This is a genomic window from Modestobacter sp. VKM Ac-2986 (genome assembly GCF_026967795.1).
Lineage (GTDB): Bacteria > Actinomycetota > Actinomycetes > Mycobacteriales > Geodermatophilaceae > Modestobacter.
On the sequence record NZ_JAPVBH010000004.1, the window covers coordinates 230,355 to 249,858 of the forward strand.

23 protein-coding genes are annotated in these 19,504 nt (G+C 75.5%); 14 read left to right on the forward strand and 9 right to left on the reverse strand.

All coding sequences use genetic code 11. From position 1 onward, the window contains the following. The first annotated feature begins 17 nt into the window (after window positions 1–17). Both O2W14_RS12215 and O2W14_RS12220 read left to right on the forward strand, forming a co-directional pair. A complete protein-coding gene (locus O2W14_RS12215; protein WP_269176367.1) occupies window positions 18–2,819 on the forward strand; it encodes an FAD-binding and (Fe-S)-binding domain-containing protein in 2,802 nt (933 codons plus the stop codon). 66 nt (window positions 2,820–2,885) lie between these two features. Continuing rightward, window positions 2,886–3,590, forward strand: a complete 705-nt coding sequence (locus tag O2W14_RS12220; RefSeq protein WP_269176368.1) for a metal-dependent hydrolase — start codon at window positions 2,886–2,888, stop codon at window positions 3,588–3,590. Between the two features lie 43 nt (window positions 3,591–3,633). Here the strand turns inward: O2W14_RS12220 and sodX are convergent, their stop codons facing one another. Continuing rightward, window positions 3,634–4,002: a nickel-type superoxide dismutase maturation protease gene (sodX, locus tag O2W14_RS12225; RefSeq protein WP_269176369.1), complete on the reverse strand. Its 369-nt coding sequence runs from the start codon at window positions 4,000–4,002 to the stop codon at window positions 3,634–3,636. Between the two features lie 50 nt (window positions 4,003–4,052). Between sodX and sodN the strand changes: the two genes are divergently transcribed. The 6 genes from sodN (at window position 4,053) to O2W14_RS12255 (ending at window position 8,649) form a co-directional block, all read left to right on the forward strand. Beyond that, entirely contained in the window at window positions 4,053–4,457 is a 405-nt protein-coding gene (gene sodN, locus O2W14_RS12230; RefSeq protein ID WP_269176370.1) for a superoxide dismutase, Ni, read from the forward strand. A gap of 137 nt (window positions 4,458–4,594) precedes the next feature. Further along, a complete protein-coding gene (locus tag O2W14_RS12235; protein ID WP_269176371.1) occupies window positions 4,595–5,830 on the forward strand; it encodes a PP2C family protein-serine/threonine phosphatase in 1,236 nt (411 codons plus the stop codon). Window positions 5,831–5,886: 56 nt separating this feature from the next. Then, entirely contained in the window at window positions 5,887–6,552 is a 666-nt protein-coding gene (locus tag O2W14_RS12240; RefSeq protein ID WP_269176372.1) for a phosphatidylserine decarboxylase, read from the forward strand. A 10-nt stretch (window positions 6,553–6,562) separates the two neighbouring features. Continuing rightward, window positions 6,563–7,360 (forward strand): CDP-diacylglycerol--serine O-phosphatidyltransferase, encoded by a 798-nt coding sequence (pssA, locus tag O2W14_RS12245; protein ID WP_269176373.1) that lies wholly within the window; start codon window positions 6,563–6,565, stop codon window positions 7,358–7,360. Next, complete coding sequence (locus O2W14_RS12250) at window positions 7,357–7,839, forward strand: GNAT family N-acetyltransferase (RefSeq protein ID WP_269176374.1); 483 nt, start codon at window positions 7,357–7,359, stop codon at window positions 7,837–7,839. The genes pssA and O2W14_RS12250 overlap by 4 nt, the downstream gene beginning before the upstream one ends. 27 nt (window positions 7,840–7,866) lie before the next feature. After that, complete coding sequence (locus O2W14_RS12255; protein WP_269176375.1) at window positions 7,867–8,649, forward strand: HAD-IIA family hydrolase; 783 nt, start codon at window positions 7,867–7,869, stop codon at window positions 8,647–8,649. Between the two features lie 61 nt (window positions 8,650–8,710). On the opposite strand, the gene O2W14_RS12260 is transcribed toward O2W14_RS12255, so the two are convergent. Continuing rightward, a complete protein-coding gene (locus O2W14_RS12260) occupies window positions 8,711–9,193 on the reverse strand; it encodes a hypothetical protein (protein ID WP_269176376.1) in 483 nt (160 codons plus the stop codon). Window positions 9,194–9,283: 90 nt separating this feature from the next. Here O2W14_RS12260 and O2W14_RS12265 point away from each other — a divergent pair, with 90 nt between their 5' ends. Together O2W14_RS12265 and O2W14_RS12270 are read left to right on the forward strand one after the other, a co-directional pair. Beyond that, a complete protein-coding gene (locus O2W14_RS12265) occupies window positions 9,284–10,264 on the forward strand; it encodes a diacylglycerol/lipid kinase family protein (RefSeq protein ID WP_269176377.1) in 981 nt (326 codons plus the stop codon). A gap of 286 nt (window positions 10,265–10,550) precedes the next feature. After that, window positions 10,551–10,802, forward strand: coding sequence for a WhiB family transcriptional regulator (locus O2W14_RS12270; RefSeq protein WP_163612279.1), 252 nt, complete (start codon window positions 10,551–10,553; stop codon window positions 10,800–10,802). Window positions 10,803–10,902: 100 nt separating this feature from the next. Here O2W14_RS12270 and O2W14_RS12275 read toward each other — a convergent pair whose 3' ends face one another. Next, window positions 10,903–12,381, reverse strand: coding sequence for a sensor histidine kinase (locus O2W14_RS12275; RefSeq protein ID WP_269176378.1), 1,479 nt, complete (start codon window positions 12,379–12,381; stop codon window positions 10,903–10,905). 101 nt (window positions 12,382–12,482) lie between these two features. Here O2W14_RS12275 and O2W14_RS12280 point away from each other — a divergent pair, with 101 nt between their 5' ends. Next, entirely contained in the window at window positions 12,483–12,965 is a 483-nt protein-coding gene (locus O2W14_RS12280; RefSeq protein ID WP_269176379.1) for a GNAT family N-acetyltransferase, read from the forward strand. A gap of 88 nt (window positions 12,966–13,053) precedes the next feature. Here O2W14_RS12280 and O2W14_RS12285 read toward each other — a convergent pair whose 3' ends face one another. Together O2W14_RS12285 and O2W14_RS12290 are read right to left on the reverse strand one after the other, a co-directional pair. Further along, complete coding sequence (locus O2W14_RS12285) at window positions 13,054–13,275, reverse strand: biotin/lipoyl-binding carrier protein (protein WP_269176380.1); 222 nt, start codon at window positions 13,273–13,275, stop codon at window positions 13,054–13,056. A gap of 99 nt (window positions 13,276–13,374) precedes the next feature. Further along, entirely contained in the window at window positions 13,375–14,424 is a 1,050-nt protein-coding gene (locus tag O2W14_RS12290; RefSeq protein WP_269176381.1) for a biotin carboxylase N-terminal domain-containing protein, read from the reverse strand. 238 nt (window positions 14,425–14,662) lie between these two features. Here O2W14_RS12290 and O2W14_RS20005 point away from each other — a divergent pair, with 238 nt between their 5' ends. Then, on the forward strand, window positions 14,663–14,737 hold the full coding sequence (locus O2W14_RS20005; protein ID WP_014742531.1) for a 50S ribosomal protein bL37: 75 nt from the start codon (window positions 14,663–14,665) through the stop codon (window positions 14,735–14,737). Between the two features lie 66 nt (window positions 14,738–14,803). Here O2W14_RS20005 and rsrA read toward each other — a convergent pair whose 3' ends face one another. Further along, window positions 14,804–15,154, reverse strand: coding sequence for a mycothiol system anti-sigma-R factor (gene rsrA, locus O2W14_RS12295; protein WP_269176382.1), 351 nt, complete (start codon window positions 15,152–15,154; stop codon window positions 14,804–14,806). Continuing rightward, window positions 15,154–15,855, reverse strand: a complete 702-nt coding sequence (locus O2W14_RS12300) for a sigma-70 family RNA polymerase sigma factor (protein WP_269176383.1) — start codon at window positions 15,853–15,855, stop codon at window positions 15,154–15,156. Before O2W14_RS12300 ends, rsrA begins: the two co-directional genes overlap by 1 nt. Window positions 15,856–16,091: 236 nt before the next feature. Here O2W14_RS12300 and ybaK point away from each other — a divergent pair, with 236 nt between their 5' ends. Next, window positions 16,092–16,568, forward strand: coding sequence for a Cys-tRNA(Pro) deacylase (gene ybaK / locus O2W14_RS12305; protein ID WP_269176384.1), 477 nt, complete (start codon window positions 16,092–16,094; stop codon window positions 16,566–16,568). Between the two features lie 69 nt (window positions 16,569–16,637). Here ybaK and O2W14_RS12310 read toward each other — a convergent pair whose 3' ends face one another. Both O2W14_RS12310 and O2W14_RS12315 read right to left on the reverse strand, forming a co-directional pair. Then, window positions 16,638–18,176 carry a fused MFS/spermidine synthase gene (locus O2W14_RS12310; protein WP_269176385.1) on the reverse strand — a complete coding sequence of 513 codons (1,539 nt, stop codon included), beginning with the start codon at window positions 18,174–18,176 and terminating at the stop codon, window positions 16,638–16,640. A gap of 2 nt (window positions 18,177–18,178) precedes the next feature. Beyond that, on the reverse strand, window positions 18,179–18,925 hold the full coding sequence (locus O2W14_RS12315; protein WP_269176386.1) for an SOS response-associated peptidase: 747 nt from the start codon (window positions 18,923–18,925) through the stop codon (window positions 18,179–18,181). A gap of 119 nt (window positions 18,926–19,044) precedes the next feature. On the opposite strand from O2W14_RS12315, the gene O2W14_RS12320 reads away from it, so the two are divergent. Continuing rightward, window positions 19,045–19,500: a YdeI/OmpD-associated family protein gene (locus O2W14_RS12320; protein WP_269176387.1), complete on the forward strand. Its 456-nt coding sequence runs from the start codon at window positions 19,045–19,047 to the stop codon at window positions 19,498–19,500. Window positions 19,501–19,504: the final 4 nt, after the last annotated feature.

Here is a 19,504-nt window from a genome sequence, read left to right on the forward strand (position 1 = left end):
CGGTGGAGGACAGCGAGTTGCTCGCTGCCCTCCACCGGGCCGGGGTGGTCGACGTCGACGGCTCCGGGCTCGCCCGCGCGCTGTACTCCAGCGACGCCTCGCTCTACCGGGTGCTGCCCCGGGCCGTCGTCCGGCCCCGGCACGCGGACGAGATCGTCGCGACCCTGGCGGTGTGCCGCGAGCTCGGCGTCCCGGTGACCGCCCGGGGCGCGGGCACCTCAATCGCCGGCAACGCCGTCGGCCCCGGGGTCGTGTTCGACACCAGCCGGCACCTCACCCGCGTCCACTCCGTCGACCCCGGGACCCGGACGGCGGTGGTCGACCCCGGCGTCGTCCAGTCCTCGCTGCAGGCCGCGGCGGGGGCGTACGGGCTGCGGTTCGGTCCCGACCCGAGCACCCACAACCGCTGCACGATCGGCGGGATGATCGGCAACAACGCCTGCGGCTCGCGCGCGCTGGGCTACGGCCGGACCTCGGACAACGTCGTGGGGCTGGACGTCGTCACCGGGGCCGGGGAGCGGCTGGCGCTCACCGGCGGCCTGCCCGCGGGCGGGCTCGGCGACCGGCTCCGCGACCTCACCGACGCGCACCTGGAGCTGCTGCGCACCGAGCTGGGCCGCTTCGGCCGGCAGGTCTCCGGCTACGGGCTCGAGCACCTGCTGCCCGAGCACGGCCGCGACCTGGCTCGCGCGCTCGTCGGCAGCGAGGGCACGCTCGCCCTCACGCTGGGCGCCACCGTGCGGCTGGTGCCCGAGCCCACCGCCCGGGTGCTGGTCGTGCTCGGCTACCCGTCGATGCCCGAGGCGGCCGACGCCACGCCCGCGCTGCTGCCGCACTCCCCCACCGCGATCGAGGGGCTGGACTCCCGGATCGTGCAGCGGCTGCACGACGTGCCGGCCGCCGTCGTGCCCGACCTGCCGCGTGGCGAGGGCTGGCTGATCGTGGAGATCACCGGCGACGACCCGGCCGAGGTCGCCGCCCGGGGCGCGCGGATCGCCGCCGACGCCGGTGCCGTCGACACGATGGTGGTCACCGACGCCGCCCACGCCGCGGCCATCTGGCGGATCCGTGAGGACGGCGCCGGGCTCGCCGCCCGCACCCACGACGGCCGGCCCGCGCACGCCGGCTGGGAGGACGCCGCCGTCCCGGTGGAGCAGCTGGGCTCCTACCTGCGCCGGTTCGAGGCGCTGCTGGTCGACCACGGGCTGCAGGGCCTGCCCTACGGCCACTTCGGCGACGGCTGCGTGCACGTGCGCATCGACTTCCCGTTCGCCCCCGACTCCCCCGAGCCCGACCGGGGCCGCGGCCGGTACCGGGCCTTCATCGGCGACGCCGCGGCGCTGGTGGCCGAGTACGGCGGCTCGGTGTCCGGGGAGCACGGGGACGGCCGGGCCCGCAGCGAGCTGCTGCCGGTCATGTACTCCCCCGCCGCACTCGACCTCTTCGGCCGGGTCAAGGGCCTGCTCGACCCCGACGACGTGCTCAACCCCGGCGTGCTCGTGCGGCCGGTGCCCTTCGACGCCGACCTGCGGGTGGCCGCGGCACCCGCGCACCGCACCCGGCTGGCGCTGGCCTACCGGCACGACGGCGGCGACCTGTCCGCGGCCGTGCACCGCTGCACCGGGGTGGGCAAGTGCCGGGCCGACCTCACCGACGCCGGCGCGGTCATGTGCCCGTCGTTCCAGGCGACCCGCGAGGAGAAGGACAGCACCCGCGGCCGGGCCCGGGTGCTGCAGGAGATGCTCGCCCCGGGCGGGCCGGTGCACGACTGGCGCTCCCCCGAGGTGCACGAGGCCCTGGACCTCTGCCTGTCCTGCAAGGGCTGCGCCCGCGACTGCCCGACCGGTGTCGACATGTCGACCTACAAGGCCGAGGTGCTGCACCAGTCCTACCGCCGCCGGTTGCGCCCGCGCGCGCACTACGCCCTCGGGCAGCTGCCGCGCTGGGCCGACGTCGCCGCCCGGGCGCCGCGGCTGGTCAGCCGCTTCCTGGGCAGCCGGGCCGGGGGCGCGCTGGCCCGCTGGGGCGCCGGGGTCGACCAGCGCCGTGACCTGCCGGCGTTCGCGCCGCGCACCTTCCGCGCCGGGTGGACGCCGCTGCCGGTGGACGGGCGGCCCGTGGTCGCGCTGTGGGTCGACTCGTTCACCGACCACTTCGCCCCGCAGGTCGCCGACGCCGCCGTGCGGGTGCTCGACGCCGCGGGCTACCGGGTCGAGGTCCCCCCGGCCGACACCTGCTGCGGGCTGACCTGGATCACCACCGGCCAGCTCGACGCGGCCCGCCGCATCCTCACCCACACCGTGGCCCGGCTGGCGCCCTGGGCCGACGCCGGGGTGCCGATCGTGGGCCTGGAGCCCTCGTGCACCGCGGTGCTGCGCGGTGAGGTGGTCGAGCTGGTCGACGACCCGGCCGCGGGACGGGTGCAGGCCGCCACCCGCACGCTCGCCGAGCTGCTCACCACGACCCCCGGCTGGACGGCGCCGGACCTCACCGGCACCGAGGTGGTCGCCCAGCCGCACTGCCACCACCACGCGACCATGGGCTGGACCACCGACGAGCGGCTGCTGCGGGGCGCCGGTGCGGCGCTGACCCGGGTCGGCGGCTGCTGCGGCCTGGCCGGCAACTGGGGCGTCGAGCGCGGCCACCACGACGTCTCGGTGCAGATCGCCGAGCACGACCTGCTGCCGGCCGTGCGGGCCGCGGGTGCCGGCGCCGTCGTCCTGGCCGACGGCTTCTCCTGCCGGACCCAGCTCGACCACCTCGCCGACACCGGTGGCCGGCACCTCGCCGAGCTGCTGGCCGAGCGCCTGCCGGGCTGAGCGCCCGCCGGAGTGCCCCCGGAGCGCCTCCCGGTCCGAGGCGCACCGGCGGGTGACCCTGGGTCCGTGCTCGGTCACTCCCACGCCCTCTCCGGCTTCGCCGTCGGTGCCGCCTCCCTGCCCTGGGCACCGGTCGACGGCACGGTCGCCCAGGTCGCCTGGGTCTCCGCGGTCGGCGGCCTGGCGATGCTCCCCGACCTCGACCAGCAGGGCTCGACCATCTCCCGGATGTGGGGCCCGCTCACCGACGTCCCGTCCGGGCTGGTCAACACGATCGCCCGCGGGCACCGCTGGGGCACCCACGACGCCGTCCTGGCGCCGCTGGCCTTCGGCCTGCTCGCCCACGCCGCGTCCTGGAACCGCTGGTCCAGCCTGGTGGTGCTCGCCCTGGCCATCGGGCTGGCGCTGCGCGCGCTGCACGTGGTCATCCCGGGCCGGGCGGAGAACACCGTCATCGGCAACCTGGTGCTCTCCGTCGGCGGCGCGTGGCTGCTGCTGGCGCACAGCCCCGCGCCGGCCTGGCTGCCGTGGGCCGTGGCCGTCGGGGTGCTCACCCACATCGCCGGTGACTGGCTGACCCGCGAGGGCGTGCCGGTCCCGGTCCTCTGGCTGGTCCGCCGCAGCCGGCTGGCGCCGGTGCACCTGCGCACCGGGGCGACGGTGGAGAAGACCGTGCTGGTGCCGCTGTTCGTGGTCGCGACCCTGGCGTTCCTCTACCTCAACACCGGCGCCCAGCAGCTGGTCGACCCGCTCCTCGCCCGCCTGGGCTGACGGCGGACCCCACCCCCTCGGGGCGAGCCTCGGGACGCAGCTCTCAGGACGGCGGTGCCGCGGGGAGCCGGCCGGGGCGGGGCCGCAGCCGGGCGACCACGCGACCCACGACCACGGCGGTACCGAAGGCCCGGGAGTCGTCGGTGACCAGGGGGTTGTCGCCCAGCACCCAGTGCCCGCCCTCGACGGCGTGGTGCACGCGCTTGACCACGAGCAGGTCCGGGCGGGCGGGGAACCGGGCGAGCACCACCGTGCCGGGCGCGACCGGGGCCCCCGGCCGCAGCCGGCGCACCAGCAGACGGTCGCCGTGGCGCACCGTCGGGGACATCGACGGGCCGCTGACCCGGGCGAGCACCCACCGGGTCGCCAGGGCGGGCACGCTGGGACCGCGCGCGGGGTCGGGGGTGATCACCGCGAGTAGGGTCCCAGACGAACGTCCCCCCAGAAACCGGAGGCACCCCCATGCGTCTGTCCAGCATGTTCTCCGCAGTCGAGGCCACCGCGCACTGCGACCTCCCCTGCGGCGTCTACGACCCCGCGCAGGCCCGCATCGAGGCCGAGTCGGTCAAGGCCCTCCAGGAGAAGTACCAGGCCAACGAGGACCCGGTCTTCCGGACCCGCGCCATCCTGATCAAGGAGCAGCGGGCCGACCTGGTCAAGCACCACCTGTGGGTGCTGTGGACCGACTACTTCAAGCCCCCGCACTTCGAGAAGTACCCGGAGCTGCACGAGCTGTTCAACAAGGCCACCAAGCAGGCCGGCGCCGCCGGCGCCAAGGGCAGCATGGACCCCGCCGAGGGCCAGAAGCTCCTGGACTACATCGCCCGGATCGACACCATCTTCTGGGAGACCAAGGCAGCCGCCTGAGTCCCCCGGCCCCACCGCCGCGCGGTGGGGCCACCGCACGACCGGACTGCCGGGCCGACCCTGCGGGGTGGCCCGGCAGTCCCGTACCCGCCGCCTCCACCCGGTGCCGGCCACGCCCTGAGCCTGGAGACCGGCGCATGAGCCCGACGTTCGACCTGCGGTCCCTGCTCGAGCGGGTGGAGGCCGCCCCGCCGATCGACGCGGTGACCGCCGTGGCCGACCAGCTCGCCGAGCTCTCCGGCGCGACCGAGGTGTCCTTCCTCATCGCCGACTTCAGCGGCCACGCCCTGGTCCGGCTGGGCACCGCGGTGCGGGCGCCCGAGGGGTCGCGCGTCCAGGGCGTCGAGCACGCGCAGACGCTGCCCCTGGAGGGCACCGTGCACGAGCGCGTGCTGCGCACCCAGCACGCCGAGGTCGAGCCCCTCGACGGGGGCGCGGTGCGGATGACCGTGCCCGTCACCGACCGCGGCGACGCCATCGGCCTGCTGGAGCTGGTGCTGCCCGCGGCGCCCGACCCGCAGCTGCACGCCGACGTGCGGGCCGCCGGCCACGCGCTGGCCTACGTCATCATCGCCAACCGCCGGCACACCGACCTGTTCGAGTGGGGCCAGCGGACGACGCCGTTCTCGCTGGCCGCGGAGATCCAGCGCCGCCTGCTGCCGCCGGCCTTCACCTGCGAGGCCGGCCAGTTCACCCTCTCCGGCTGGATGGAGCCCGCGGCCACCGTGGGCGGGGACACCTTCGACTACGCCCTGGACCGGACCTGCCTGCAGGTCTCGATCAGCGACGCCGTCGGCCACGAGGTCGGCGCCGCGCTGCTGGCCACCCTGCTCGTCGGCAGCCTGCGCAACGAGCGCCGCCGGGGCGCCGACCTCGCCGAGCAGACCCGAAACGCCAACACCGCCCTGGCCCAGCACGCGGCCCCCGGCCAGTTCGTCACCGGCCAGGTGCTGCGGGTGGACCTGGAGACGAACCGGGCGCAGATCATCAACGCCGGGCACCCCCTGCCGCTGCGGCTGCGCGCCGGCCGGGTGGAGGAGGTGCCGCTGGAGATCGACCTGCCCTTCGGCGTCCAGGAGGGGCTGGAGTACCGGCTGCAGGAGTTCCCCCTGGAGCCCGGCGACCGGGTCGTGTTCGTCACCGACGGCATGCAGGAGCGCAACGCCGCCGAGCTGGACGTCGCCGCCGCGCTGGCCGCGAGCGCCGGGCTGCACCCGCGCGAGGTCGTGCACTCCCTGGGCACCGCGGTCATGCGCGCCACCGGCGGGCAGCTGGCCGACGACGCCACCGTGGTCTGCCTGGACTGGTACGGCGGCCCCCGTCGCCCGCGGGAGAGCGACGGCGGCGCCGCCCCGCAGCTGGCGTCGTCCTGAGGGTGCGCGGCCGTCGGCGGGGCGCCGACGACCCGCCCCGGTAGCCTCGGTCTGCCATGCGCATCGACCGGGCCGGTTGGCCCTTCCTCGCCGTCCCCCTCGGCCTCGCGGCGGCCTGCGCCGCCCTCGGCCGGGCCGCCGGCGTCCGCTGGGCGCGGCTGCTCGCCTGGCCGTGGCTGGCGCTGACGGCCTACATGGCGCTGTTCTTCCGCGACCCGCAGCGGCAGGCCGACTCGACCGCGCCGGCCGACGACGACGTGCTCGCCCCGGCCGACGGCATCGTCATGGTCGCCGGCGAGCCGCAGCCCGGCGTGGCCCCCGAGGGCGACTGGCAGCAGGTCAGCGTGTTCCTCTCCGTCGTCGACGTGCACGTGAACCGGGCGCCCTACCGCGGCCGGATCACCTCCTCGACCTACACGCCCGGCAGCTTCCTGGCCGCCTACCGGGCCGAGAGCGCACACCGCAACGAGCGCAGCGAGCTGTGGGTCAGCGACGGCGACCGCACCGTCGTGTTCCGCCAGCTCGTCGGCGTGCTCGCCCGCCGGATCGTCACCCGCGTCGTCCCGGGCCAGCAGGTGGCCACCGGCGAGCGGATCGGGCTGATGAAGTTCGGCTCCCGGATGGACGTGTTCGTGCCGCCGGAGTGCACGGTCCTGGTCAGCAAGGGGCAGCGCGTGCGGGGCGGCGAGACCGTCATCGCCCGCTGGTCCCGGCCCAGCTGAGGGCGGGGAGATGCCGGGCAGGCGCACGACCACGGTCGAGTTCGTCCGCGGGTCGGTGCGCGGCGGGCGGCGGCGGGCGCGCTCGTGGCTGCCCAGCCTCTTCACCCTCGCCAACATGATGTGCGGGTTCGGCGCGATCCTGGTCGCCTTCCGCGGGGAGTACCGGCTGGCGTGCGCGCTCATCGCGCTGTCGGTCGTCTTCGACATCGCCGACGGCGCGGTGGCCCGGCTGGTCGGCGCCGTCTCCCCCTTCGGGCTGCAGTTCGACTCCCTCGCCGACCTGGTCTCCTTCGGCCTGGCCCCGGCGCTGCTGGTGTTCGCGCTGTTCTCCGACGGCCGCGACGAGCTCGACGCCCTCGGCTGGATCGCCTGCTTCCTGTGGGTCGCCTGCGCCGCGATCCGGCTGGCCCGGTTCAACACCACCATCGACCCGACGGCCGACAAGCGGTACTTCACCGGGCTGCCCTCCCCCGGCGCCGCCGGAGTGGTGCTGGCCAGCGTCTACGCCTTCGCCGACCTCATGCAGGGCCGCGACCGGCTGTGGGTGCTGATCGTCGTCCTGCTGCCGGCGCTGCTGATGATCAGCAACGTCCGATACCGCTCGTTCCGGTCGCTGGTCAGCCCCAAGAGCGGCCGCCCCTACGGGCTGGTGCTCACCCTGTTGGTCGTCGTCGTCGGGCTGGTCGTGGTGCCCACCGTCGCCTGCTGCGTGGTGGCCTACAGCTACCTGCTCTCCCCGCTGGTCATCCCGCTGCTGAGCCCGCTGACCCGGCTGGTGCCCAGCCGGGTCAGGGAGCTGCTGTCGTGAGCGTCCGGCCGGTCCGCCCGGACGACGTCCCGGCGGTGTGCCGGCTCGTGCGCGAGCTTGCCGCCTACGAGCGGGCCGAGCACGAGGCGCTGATGACCGACGGGCAGCTGCACACCGCGCTGTTCGGCGACTCCCCCGCGCTGTTCGGCCACGTCGCCGAGACCCCCGACGGCGAGGTCGCCGGGTTCGCGCTGTGGTTCCTCACCTTCTCCACCTGGCGCGGCACCCACGGCATCCACCTCGAGGACCTGTTCGTCTCCCCCGCGCACCGCGGCACGGGCCTGGGCCGGGAACTGCTGCGCACCCTGGCCGCGGAGTGCGTCGACCGCGGGTTCGCCCGGCTGGAGTGGTCGGTGCTGGACTGGAACACGCCGTCGATCGAGTTCTACAGAGCAGCCGGCGCCCTGCCGATGGACGGGTGGTCGGTCTTCCGGCTGACCGACGACGCACTGACCCGGTTCGCCGCCGACCGACGGTGACCCACCCCTGACCCGGAGGAGAACGGCGTGAGCATCGAACGCGGCGAGTCCCAGTGCTGGCTGACCGACATGGACGGCGTGCTGGTGCACGAGGGCAACGCCCTGCCCGGCGCCGCGGACTTCCTCGCCCGGCTGGTCGAGCGCCAGCGCCGCTTCCTGGTGCTGACCAACAACTCGATCTTCACCCCGCGGGACCTCTCCGCCCGGCTGGCGCGCAGCGGCCTGACCGTGCCCGAGGAGTCCATCTGGACCTCCGCGCTGGCCACGGCGGACTTCCTGGCCTCCCAGCTGCCCGGCGGCTCGGCCTACGTCATCGGCGAGGCCGGGCTGACCACGGCGCTGCACGAGGCCGGCTACACCCTCACCGACACCGCGCCGGACTACGTCGTCCTCGGGGAGACCCGCACCTACTCCTTCGAGGCCATCACCCAGGCGATCCGGCTCGTCGGCGCCGGCGCCCGCTTCATCGCCACCAACCCCGACGTCACCGGCCCCTCGCCGGAGGGCCCGCTGCCGGCCACCGGCTCGGTCGCCGCGATGATCACCAAGGCCACCGGTGCCGAGCCCTACTTCGTCGGCAAGCCCAACCCGATGATGTTCCGCAGCGCCATGAACCGGATCGAGGCCCACTCGGAGTCGACCACCATGGTCGGCGACCGGATGGACACCGACGTCGTGGCCGGCATCGAGGCCGGGCTGGACACCGTGCTGGTGCTCACCGGCTCCACCAGGGCCGAGGACGTCAGCCGCTTCCCGTTCCGCCCCAGCCGGATCATGCCCTCGATCGCCGAGGTCATCGACCTGATCTGACGGCCCCGCTGCAGGGCCCCGCCGCGAGCTCGCGAGTGGTGGGGGGCAGCGGGGTCCTTCGTCAGACGTCCGAGTAGGCCAGCCGGGCCTCGGGGGTGGCGAGCAGGTACAGGACGACGCCCACCAGGGCCAGGACCGGGACGCCGATCAGCGGCCGGTCTGCCTGGAACGCCGACGTGTAACCGAAGATGCCCAGGAAGATCTGCAGGGCCACCACCGGGCCGCGGGCCCAGGCTGCCAGCCGCCACAGGCCCAGCGCGCCGGCGGTGAGCACGGCCGCGGCCAGGCCGACGAACACGACCTCGGCCAGCGCGCGACCCAGGCTGTCCGGGGTGCGGGTCACCGAGAACACGAGCAGCACCGCCGCCAGCCCGGTCAGCGCGGCGGCCTCGACGGCCACGACGAGCGCGGCCCGCCGGACCGAGGGGGGCACCTCGGCCGCCGGCCTCGCGGGGCGGGGGGCGGTGGGCTCGGCGGCTCCGCCGAGGAGGCCCTCGGCGCGCGGCCGGCGACGTCCGGGGAGGTCTCGCTCCTGACCTGGCACGACGCCGAGGTTACGCCGGGCGGCCGGAGCGGCACGCCCCTCCGGGAGGCGCCGAGGGGGTGGGTCCCGGCGCTGGATAGGTTGGACGCCATGCGTGCGCTGCTGGTGGCGAACCCGGCGGCCACGACCACCACCCGCAAGGTGCGCGACGTCCTGGTCCGCGCACTGTCCAGCGAACTGCAGGTCGAGGTCGTGGAGACCGAGCGTCGCGGCCACGCCCGCGAGCTCGCCGCCCAGGCGACCACCGACGGGATCGACGTCGTGGTGACCCTCGGCGGGGACGGCACCGTCAACGAGGCGGCCAACGGACTGCTCGCGGCCGGCCCGGGGCCACGGGTGCCGATGCTGGCCGTCGTCCCCGGCGGGTCGACCAACGTCTTCGCCCGGGCGCTGGGGCGCTCCCGCGACCCGGTCGAGGCGACCGGCGAGATACTCGACTCGCTGCGCGCCGGGCGCACCCGGCTGGTCTCGCTCGGCACCGCGTCCGCACGCACCTCCCCCGCAGCCCCCGCCGTGGGCACCGACGACGCGGGCTGGACCGACCCGCGCTGGTTCGTCTTCGCCGCCGGCCTCGGCTTCGACGCCGACGTCATCTCCCGGGTCGAGGCCCAGCGCGCGCGGGGACGGCGTTCATCCGGCGCGCTGTACGTCCGCTCGGGGGTCGACGCGTTCCTGCTGGGCCGCGACCGGCGCCGTCCGCCGGTGACGCTGGAGCTGCCCGGCCGGGCGCCGGTCGACGGGCTCTTCCTGGCACTGGTGTCCAACGTGAGCCCGTGGACCTACCTGGGCGCCCGGCCGATCGTGCCCAGCCCCGAGGCCTCCTTCGACACGGGCCTGGACGTCTTCGCCATGGGCCGGGTGGGCATCGTGCGGATGCTGCACCACCTGCGGCAGACCATGGCCGCGCAGCCGGACGCCCGGGGCCGCGGCGTGCACCGCTGGCACGACCTGCCGGAGCTCACGCTGTCGGCCACCCGGCCGCAGGGCTGGCAGCTCGACGGCGACCACCTGGGCACCACCACCGGACTGCGGCTGCGCTCGGTGCCGGAGGCGCTGCGCGTCGTCGTCTGACCGCTGTGACCTGGCGCCCACCGTGGTGGTGACGCAGCTGACGTGGACGTCCCCGCCGGACGAGTGGCGAGGTCTGCGGAGCCGTGGTGAGCTTCCTCACGAGCACTCGCGAACGCCGTCAACTGCTTGACAGTGCGTCGTCGCGTGAAAGCATCACACACAAGCAACCTGCCCGTAACGAGGCGGGCGGTCGCCGTTCAACGCACCGAGATCCCGGTGCGCTGACCTGCGGGGGCGGTCTGTGGACCGGCGACCGACACCCGACGATACCGAGGAGTACACCGCCATGGACTGGCGCCACCGCGCGCTCTGCCGGGACGAGGACCCGGAGCTCTTCTTCCCGATCGGGACGACGGGCCCTGCGGTCGTTCAGATCGAGCAGGCCAAGGCGGTGTGCCGTCGCTGCCCGGTCGTCGAGTCGTGCCTCGAGTGGGCGCTCACCTCCGGACAGGACTCCGGCGTCTGGGGCGGCCTCTCCGAGGACGAGCGCCGCGCCCTCAAGCGCCGCACCGCCCGCACCCGCGTCCGCACCGCCTGACGAAGGACCCCCTCCTCCCCGCCACACGCTCCGCGCGTGGCGGGGCCGGGAAGGGACCGACAGCAAGGGCCGCACCCCTCGGGGTGCGGCCCTTGCTGCGTCAGTGGCGGGGTCGTCCGGCGCCGGGGAGGGTGAGGACGGCCTCGGTGCCCGGTCCGCTGGCCGGTGGGCCCATCTCCAGCGAGCCGTGCAGCTCGCTGGTGACCAGCGTCCGCACGATCTGCAGGCCCAGGCCCGTGCTGGCGGCCGGGTCGAAGCCCGCGGGCAGCCCCCGGCCGTCGTCGTGCACCCGGACGACCAGGTCGTCGCCGTCCCGCTCGGCGCCCAGCAGGATCGTGCCCGGCTCCCCCTCGGGGAAGGCGTGCAGGGCGGCGTTCTGCAACAGCTCGGTCACCGCCATCACCAGCGGGGTCGCCACCGCCGCCGACAGCTCGCCGAACGCGCCGCTGCGGGTGAACCGGGCCGGGCGGCCGACCGCCGTCACGTCGCCGAGCATCGGCAGCACCTGGTCCAGCACGTCGTCGACGTCCACGACGTCCTCGCGGCTGCCGGCCAGCGTCTCGTGCACGACGGCGATCGAGGCCACCCGGCGCACCGACTCCTCCAGCGCGGCCCGGGCGGCGGGCTCGGTCATCCGGCGGGCCTGCAGCCGCAGCAGCGCCGCGACCGTCTGCAGGTTGTTCTTCACCCGGTGGTGGATCTCCCGGATGGTGGCGTCCTTGGTCATCAGCGCCCGGTCGCGCCGGCGCACGTCGGTCACGTCGCGCACCAGCACCAGCGCACCGGCCTCGCCACCGGGGGCCTGCAGCGGCAGCGCGCGGACCAGCATCGTGGCGGCGTCGTTCTCGACGTCCATCGGGTCGGGGAAGCGCCCGGCGACCGCGGCGGCGATGCTGGCCGCCACCGCCTCCCCCGCCACCTGCTCAGCCGACACCGCCCGGGTCACCTCACCGAGGCCGGAGCCCACGACGTCGCCGGTGACCCCCATCCGGCGGTAGGCCGACAGCGCGTTGGGGCTGGCGTAGACGACCGTCCCCGCGGCGTCGAGCCGGACCAGCCCGTCGCCCACCCGCGGGCTCATCTCCGCGTCCTCGAGCATGCGTGGCGGGAACGTGCCGGCGGCGACCATCAGCGACAGGTCGGCGGCGATGTCGAGGTAGGTGAGCTCGAGCGCCGACGGCGACCGGGTCGCGGCCAGGTTGGTGTCCTTGGCCAGGACCGCGACCACCGCACCGTCGTGCCGGACCGGGATGACCTCACGCCGCCGGGGGAAGGTGCCCGACCAGTCGGGGTCGCCCTCGGTGATCGGCCGGCCCTCGCGCTGGGCCAGCAGCAGCGACTCGGCCACGGGGCCGGTGACCTCGCTGCCGATGAGGTCCTCCGGCTGGCTGGTGGGCGCCGTCAGCGGCCGCACCTGGGCCACGCACCACCAGGCGCCGCTGGCCAGCGGCACCCAGAGCGTGAGGTCGGCGAAGGCCAGGTCGGCCAGCAGCTGCCAGTCGGCCACCAGCCGGCGCGCGTGGTCGACCTGCGACGGGCTCGCCGACCCGCGGGTGAGACGTTCCGACAGGCTGCTCATGGTGCCGGAGAGCCTACGGGAGGGACTTCCTCGCCCTCCTCCCCTCGCAGGATCGGGCGGGCCCCTGCGACGAGGCCGGGAACGGCTCCTACCCTGCGCTGGTGTTGACGATCGACCACGCCGTCCCGGCGGACTTCCCGCGCATCGCCGAGCTCACCGTGGGCGTCTACGAGGGCGAGGACCTGGTCTCCCCCGAGTACGTGCCCCAGCTCGCCGACGTGGCCGGCCGGGCCGACCGCGCGGAGCTGCTGGTCGCCCGGGACGCGACCGGGCGGATCGTGGGCAGCGTGGCGCTGGTGCTGGCCGGGGACTTCGGCGAGGTCACCCGGTCGCCGGACGAGGCGGCGTTCCGGATGCTGGCCGTGGACGCCGACGTGCGGGGCCGGGGTGTGGGTGAGGCGCTGGTGCGCACCTGCCTGGACCGTGCCCGCGCCGCGGGCCTGGCGTGGATGGTGCTGTCGACCGGGGAGCGGATGACCGCCGCGCACCGGCTGTACGAGCGGCTGGGCTTCCAGCGGCTCCCGGAGCGGGACTGGGCCCCGCGCCCCGGTGTCGACCTCCGCGTCTACGCCCTGGCGCTCTAGTCGGAAGTTCCCGTTGTCCTGCTGCAGTCAGGCCCCGTTCGGAGGCTCACCCCGAGCCTGCGAGGGGTGAGGGGAACGGGGTCCTTCCTCAGTGCTGGACGGTGGCGATGAGGTCGCCCTCCTGGAGGACCTCGCCCTCGGTGACGTGCAGCTCCGCGATGGTGCCGGCCCGCTCGGTGAGCACCGGGATCTCCATCTTCATCGACTCGAGGATCACCAGCGTGTCGCCTGCGGCGACCTCGGTGCCGGGAGCCACGAGCACCGTCACCACGCTGGAGACCATCTCGGCGTGGATCTCCTCGACCGCCACCGGTTGCCTCCTCCGCGCCTCGACCCGCCGGGGCCGGCGGAGTGCACATGAAAGCACGCACCCCGCACCGGACACGTCCGGCCCCGCGCGGGGCGGCCGTCAGCAGCCGTCGGGCACGAGCGCACCGGCGATCCGGTGCAGGACACCGCAGACCGCTGCCCCGTCGTGCGGGACGCCGGTCTCCGGCAGGCCGGTGAGCACGTCGGTGGCCGCGCTCGCCGCCCGGGCGGGACTCGGTCCCGCGGCGCTCACGGTGGCCAGCAGGGCGTCGTACCAGCCGTCGAGCCGGTCACCGGGCTCGTAGCCGCTGTCGGCGACGACCTCGGGGCCCAGCAGCGGACGGCGTCCGACGCGGGCGCGGATGTCGGGCAGCCGCCCGGTGACCCGCCCGGCCGTGCCGGGCGGGAGGGTGGACCGCAGCTGCACGGCGACGGCGGCCCGCGGGGTGCCCGGCAGGACCGTCGGCTCACCGGGCCGGCCGGAGGCGCTGCGCAGCGCCAGCTCCACGGCGTCGACGCCGTGGGCGCGCTCCAGCACCGCCATGTCCAGGGAGAAGCCGGCCGCGACCTCGGCCAGCTCGCCGTCGGGGTCGATGCCCACGGTGACCAGCCCGCGCCAGCCGATCTCGGGCAGCCGCCGGGCGGCCGCCGGCAGCGGCCCGAGCCCGTCGGTGGGGGTCCAGGAGACCCGCGGGGTGCCGCCGGCGCGGTCCCGCAGCACCGGGGTGACGTGGTGCAGCCCGGCGGCGGTCACCCAGGCGAGGAACCCGCGCTCGCTGGCCGGCTCCACGCCGTCCCCACCGAGCCGCTCCAGGACGTCGGCGGGCGGGCCGACCCAGGTGAGCCCGGCGTCGGCCACCGCGGCCGCCAGGCGGGCACTGCCGGCCAGCGCGGGCGGCACCGGCAGGACGGCGTCCACGCGGGTGCGCCGGGCGGCCTCGACCAGCCGGCGGACGTCGAGGTAGGACTCGGTGGCCGGCGCGGGCCCCAGCAGGACCGACTCGTCGGCCAGCCGCACGTGCCGGGCGTCCCGCTCGGGCTCGGAGTAGACGGCCACGGCCTTCACACCCAGCCGCCCACAGGCGCGGATCACCGCACAGGCCATCGGCCCCCGGCCGGCCACCAGCACGCTCTCGACTGCCTGGACCACGTCGTCCCCCTCTTCCCCACCGACGCCCGTCATCCTCCCCCAGCCGCCCGGACGGGGGCGCGGCGGCACGGGCAGCGGGGGCACCGGCCCCGGCGCACCACCGCCGGGCGACCGACCCACCCGTGAGACCCTTGGCAGGTCAACCGGGCCGTTGCCGGGGCGCGCGAGCGCCTCCAGCGGCCGTCGATCAGCTCCCGGGCCGGAGGGTCCGCGGGCGACTGAGGAGAGGAGGGCAGCGATGTCCAAGCGTGGACGCAAGCGGCGCGCCCGCAAGAAGAGCGGCGCCAACCACGGCAAGCGCCCCAACGCCTGAACGCACGAGCCCCCCTGCACCGACCCGCCATCGGCGGTGGAGCAGGGGGGCTCAGGTGTGCTCGGCTCAGGCGGTCGGGTGCTCCGCCGGGATCGTGAAGGTCTCGATGCTGGTCTGCTCGACCCGCACCTGGGTGCCGTCCTCGTCGACGGAGACGGTGGTCAGCTGGACCTTGATCCGGTCGCGCAGGCCCACCGGCGTCGGGTCGCCGCCGCAGCGACGCCGCACCAGCGCCTTGAACTCCTGCTCGATGCCGAACTGCCGCAGGCACGGCGAGCAGTCCTCGAGGTGCTCGGCGATGACCGCCCGGCGCTCGGGCTGGGTCTCGTTGTCCAGGAACTCGAAGACGTGGGACAGGACGTCGTCACACGAGGTGATCTCGCCGTCCGCGTGCAGGTCGTGAGCGTCGTTGCCCATCAGTGCGTCGCCTCTTCCGCAGCCCCGGCACGGACGAAGCCGCGCTCCCGGGCGTAGTCGGCCAGCAGCTTCTGCAGACCGCGACGACCGCGGTGCAGGCGGGACATCACCGTGCCGATGGGCGTGCCCATGATCTCGGCGATCTCCTTGTAGGCGAACCCCTCGACGTCGGCGAGGTAGACCGCCAGGCGGAAGTCCTCCGGCAGCTGCTGGAGGGCCTCCTTGATGTCGGAGTCGGGCAGGTGGTCCAGCGCCTCGATCTCCGCCGACCGCAGCCCGCTGGAGGTGTGCTCCTCCGCGGCGTACAGCTGCCAGTCCTGCACCTGCTCGGTGGGGTACTGCTGCGGCTGGCGCTGCTTCTTGCGGTAGCTGTTGATGTAGGTGTTCGTCAGGATCCGGTACAGCCAGGCCTTGAGGTTCGTGCCCTCGGCGAACTGGTGGAACGCGGAGTAGGCCTTGACGAACGTCTCCTGCACCAGGTCCTCGGCGTCGGAGGGGTTGCGGGTCATCCGCAGCGCCGCCGGGTAGAGCTGGTCCAGGTAGGGCAGCGCGTCGCGCTCGAACCGGGCGTCGCGCTGGGCGCGGGTCTCGGCGAGCTCGCTGCGGCTGCCGTCCGCGCGCGCCTCGGGCGTCGGCTCGGGGGTCTGCTCGGTCAGCGCCGCCGTGGTGGCGGGGCTGTCGACTGCGGGCTCGTCAGGCACCGACCGTCCTCTCTGCGGCGCCCGGGAACGGACGACCACGTCGGTCGATCCTAGCCGGGTGCGGCCGGGTCGGCCGGGGGGACGGCGGACGGGTGCCGACCCGCGCGCTGTGCGCGCCGGTGCGCCCGGGACTGTGCTGCTCACGGTCGGTGCAACGGCACCTGCCCGGGGTCGATTCCCCGATCCGGCCGGTTCGTGTCCCACCCGCCCCGGCCGGGGTCCTAGGCTGCTGCGCCGTGGCGGCGACACCTGCGGTACGGGCGTTGGAGAAGGCCGGGGTGACCTGCTCCGTGCACGAGTACGACCCGGCCGACGGCGCCGACGGGCACGGCTACGGGGAGGTGGCCGCCGCAGCGCTGGGCGTCGACCCGGCGCGGGTGTTCAAGACCCTGGTGACCCGGGTCGACGGCGCGCTCACCGTCGCCGTCGTGCCGGTGAGCGGGTCGCTGGACCTCAAGGCGTTCGCCGCCGCGGCGGGCGGGCGGAAGGCGGCGATGGCCGAGCCCGCCGACGCCGAGCGGGCCACCGGCTACGTGCGCGGCGGGATCAGCCCGTTGGGACAGCGCAAGGCGCTGCCCACCGTGGTCGACGACAGCGCGCTGGCGCTGGAGACCGTGCTGGTCAGCGCCGGCCGCCGCGGCCTGCAGGTGGAGCTGGCCCCGGCCGACCTGGTCCGGCTCACCCGCGCCCGCACCGCCCCGATCGCCCGCTGAACCACCGCGGGACGCAGCTGCCCCGTCCTGGCGGTGTCAGGGAGTCGGGCAGGCGACGCAGGCCCCCGGTCAGCCCGCAGCGCTGGCGTAGGGGGTGAGCAGCTGGTCGACCGGGGCGAAGTCGTCGGTGAGGACGCCGGCGTCCCCGACGAACGCGGTCAGCTCCTCCCCCGCAGCGACCTGCCAGGCCAGCCCGCGGTCAGCCATCGCCGCGGCGATCGAGTCGGCGGGCAGCGGGCGCCGGGACGCCACGGCGACGACGTTGCCGCCGTCCTCCCCGGCCAGCACCGGTGCCCGCGCCAGCAGCAGCACCTCGGGGAACACCGACCGCAGGGTGGCGAGCTCGGCGCGCACGAAGTCCAGCGGCGGGTGGTCGATGAGGTTGACCGCGTAGACGCCGTCGTCGGCGAGCGTCCGGTCGACCAGCTCCAGCGCCTCGGAGGTGGTCAGCTGCCACGGCACCGAGAGGCCACCGAAGGCATCGCCCACCACCAGGTCGCGCGCCCCGGCCGGCTCGGACCCCAACGCCACCCGGGCGTCACCGACCGACACCTCCAGCTCGGGTGAGGTGCGCAGCCCCAGCTCCTGCTCGTCGACCTCGACGACCCCGGGGTCGACCTCCAGCACCCGGCTGACCGTGCCCGGCCGCACCTCGGCCAGGTACCGCGGCAGCGTCGCGCCGCCGCCACCGACGTGCAGCGCCGACAGCGGGGCGCCCGCTGGAGCCGTCGCGTCGGTGACCGAGGCGATGGCCTGGACGTACTCGAACTCCAGGTACGTCGGGTCGGCGAGGTCGACGTAGGAGTGACGGAGGGTGTCCAGCACCAGCACCCGGCCGCTGTCGCGCTCGGGGTCGGCCACCACCCGCGCGCAGTGGTAGGAGGTCTCCCGCTCGCACGGGGTCGGGGCGACCGCGGCCAGCAGCGGCATGGCCACCGCCAGCACGAGCAGGCCGACCGGCAGCCGCGCGGTGACCCCGGGCGCGCTGCGGCGCAGCAGCACCGCCAGGGCCAGCCCGACCAGCACCACCAGGATCCCGGTGCCGACCAGGATCACGCTGCTGGGCAGCACCGCGACCAGCAGGAAGCCGGTCGCGAACGTGGCCACGATGCCGCCGAGGGTGCCGATGCCCGACAGCCGGCCGACCACCGACCCGGTCTCGGCGAGGCTGCCCAGCTGCAGGGCCACCACCATCGGCGGCACGGCCGACAGCAGCGCCGCCGGGACGACGACCGCGACCGCGGCCAGCAGCAGGACGTTGCCCGCCGCGGCGCCGGTGAGCAGCTCGCCGGCGAACCGCACCAGCGGCAGGACCGCGACCACCAGCGCGCCACCGGCGACCAGCAGCGGGGCGATCAGCCGGCGCGGGTCGGTGCGGTCGGCCGCGGCACCGCCGGCCCAGGCGCCGATCGCGATGGCGGCCAGCGCGAACCCGATGATCGCGGTGTTGGTCTGCAGGGTGATGCCGACGTAGGGGGCGATCAGCCGCAGCCCCACCACCTCGAGCACCAGCACCGCGCCCGAGGACAGGAAGGTGACCACGGCGGCGATCCAGTCCGGCAGCGCCCGGGAGGCAGTGGGCGCGTCCGGCGGTGTCGTGCTCGCCACGGTCAGAAGAGAGCCGGCTGGTCGGCCGGCTCGCTGACCTGCTCCTGGCGGGCGGTGAGCTGCGGCCCGTTGTTCGCCACGTTGCCCACGGCGGCACCCACCGGCCGGATCTCCAGCCGTTCGACGTACTCCGGTGGCGTCGGTGCCGCCACCTCCGTGACGTCCTGCCGGGCGGGGTCGAGCCAGTCCGCCCACCGGTCGCGGGGCAGCACCAGCGGCATCCGCGGGTGCACCTCGGCCAGCGCGCCCACGGCGGGGGCGGTCACCACGGTGCAGGTGTACAACCGGTCCTCCCCGCGGCCCCAGACCTCCCAGAGGCCGGCGAAGGCCAGTCCGCTGCCGTCCTGCGGCGTCACGAAGTACGGCTGCTTGCCCGGGGCGTCCTGCCGGGGCGCCCACTCGTACCAGCCGTCGGCCGGGACCAGGCAGCGGCGGCTGGCCGCGGCGGTGCGGAAGGCGGGCTTCTCGGTCAGCGACTCGACCCGGGCGTTGAGCATCCGGTTGCCGATCGAGGCGTCCTTGGCCCAGGAGGGCACCAGGCCCCAGCGCACGACCCGCAGCTCGCGGTGCCCACCGCCGGTGAGCGCCCCCTCGGCGTCCCGCTCCCGCGCGTGCCGGACCACGTACACGCTCTTGGTGGGCGCCACGTTGTGGTCGGCCGGCAGCGGCGCCTGCCCCTCGGCGGCGACCGCCTCGAACTCGACCACCAGGTCCTCCGGACGGCGGCTGGCGGCGTACCGACCACACATGACGGCTCCTCCCCGGACCGCCCCGGTGCAGGTGGCCCGCTGCGAGCGTAGGTGCGGGCACCGACGGGAGCGGTCCGGGCGCTGCCGGGGACGCCGGGGAGGTGCCATCCTCTGCGGCCATGAGGTTCTCCACGACCGTCGAGCTGGGCGGGAAGACCGCCACCGGCATGGCCGTCCCCGCCGAGGTCGTCGAGGCGCTCGGCGCCGGGAGGAGGCCAGCGGTCACGGTGACCGTGGGCGGACACACCTACCGGAGCACGATCGCCTCGATGGGCGGGAGGTTCCTCCTGCCGCTGAGCGCCGAGAACCGGACGGCGGCGGGGCTGGCGGCCGGCGACCCCGTCGAGGTCGACGTCGAGCTCGACGAGGCCCCGCGGGCGGTCGAGGTGCCCGCCGACCTCGCCGCGGCCCTGGACGCCGAGCCGGCCGCCCGGGCCCGCTTCACCGCACTGTCCTACAGCGCCCAGCGCCGGCACGTGCTGGCGGTCGAGGGCGCGAAGGCCGAGGCCACCCGGCAGCGGCGGGTGGCCGCCGTGGTCGCCGCGCTCCTCGGCGAGCCGGGCAGGGCAGGATGACCGT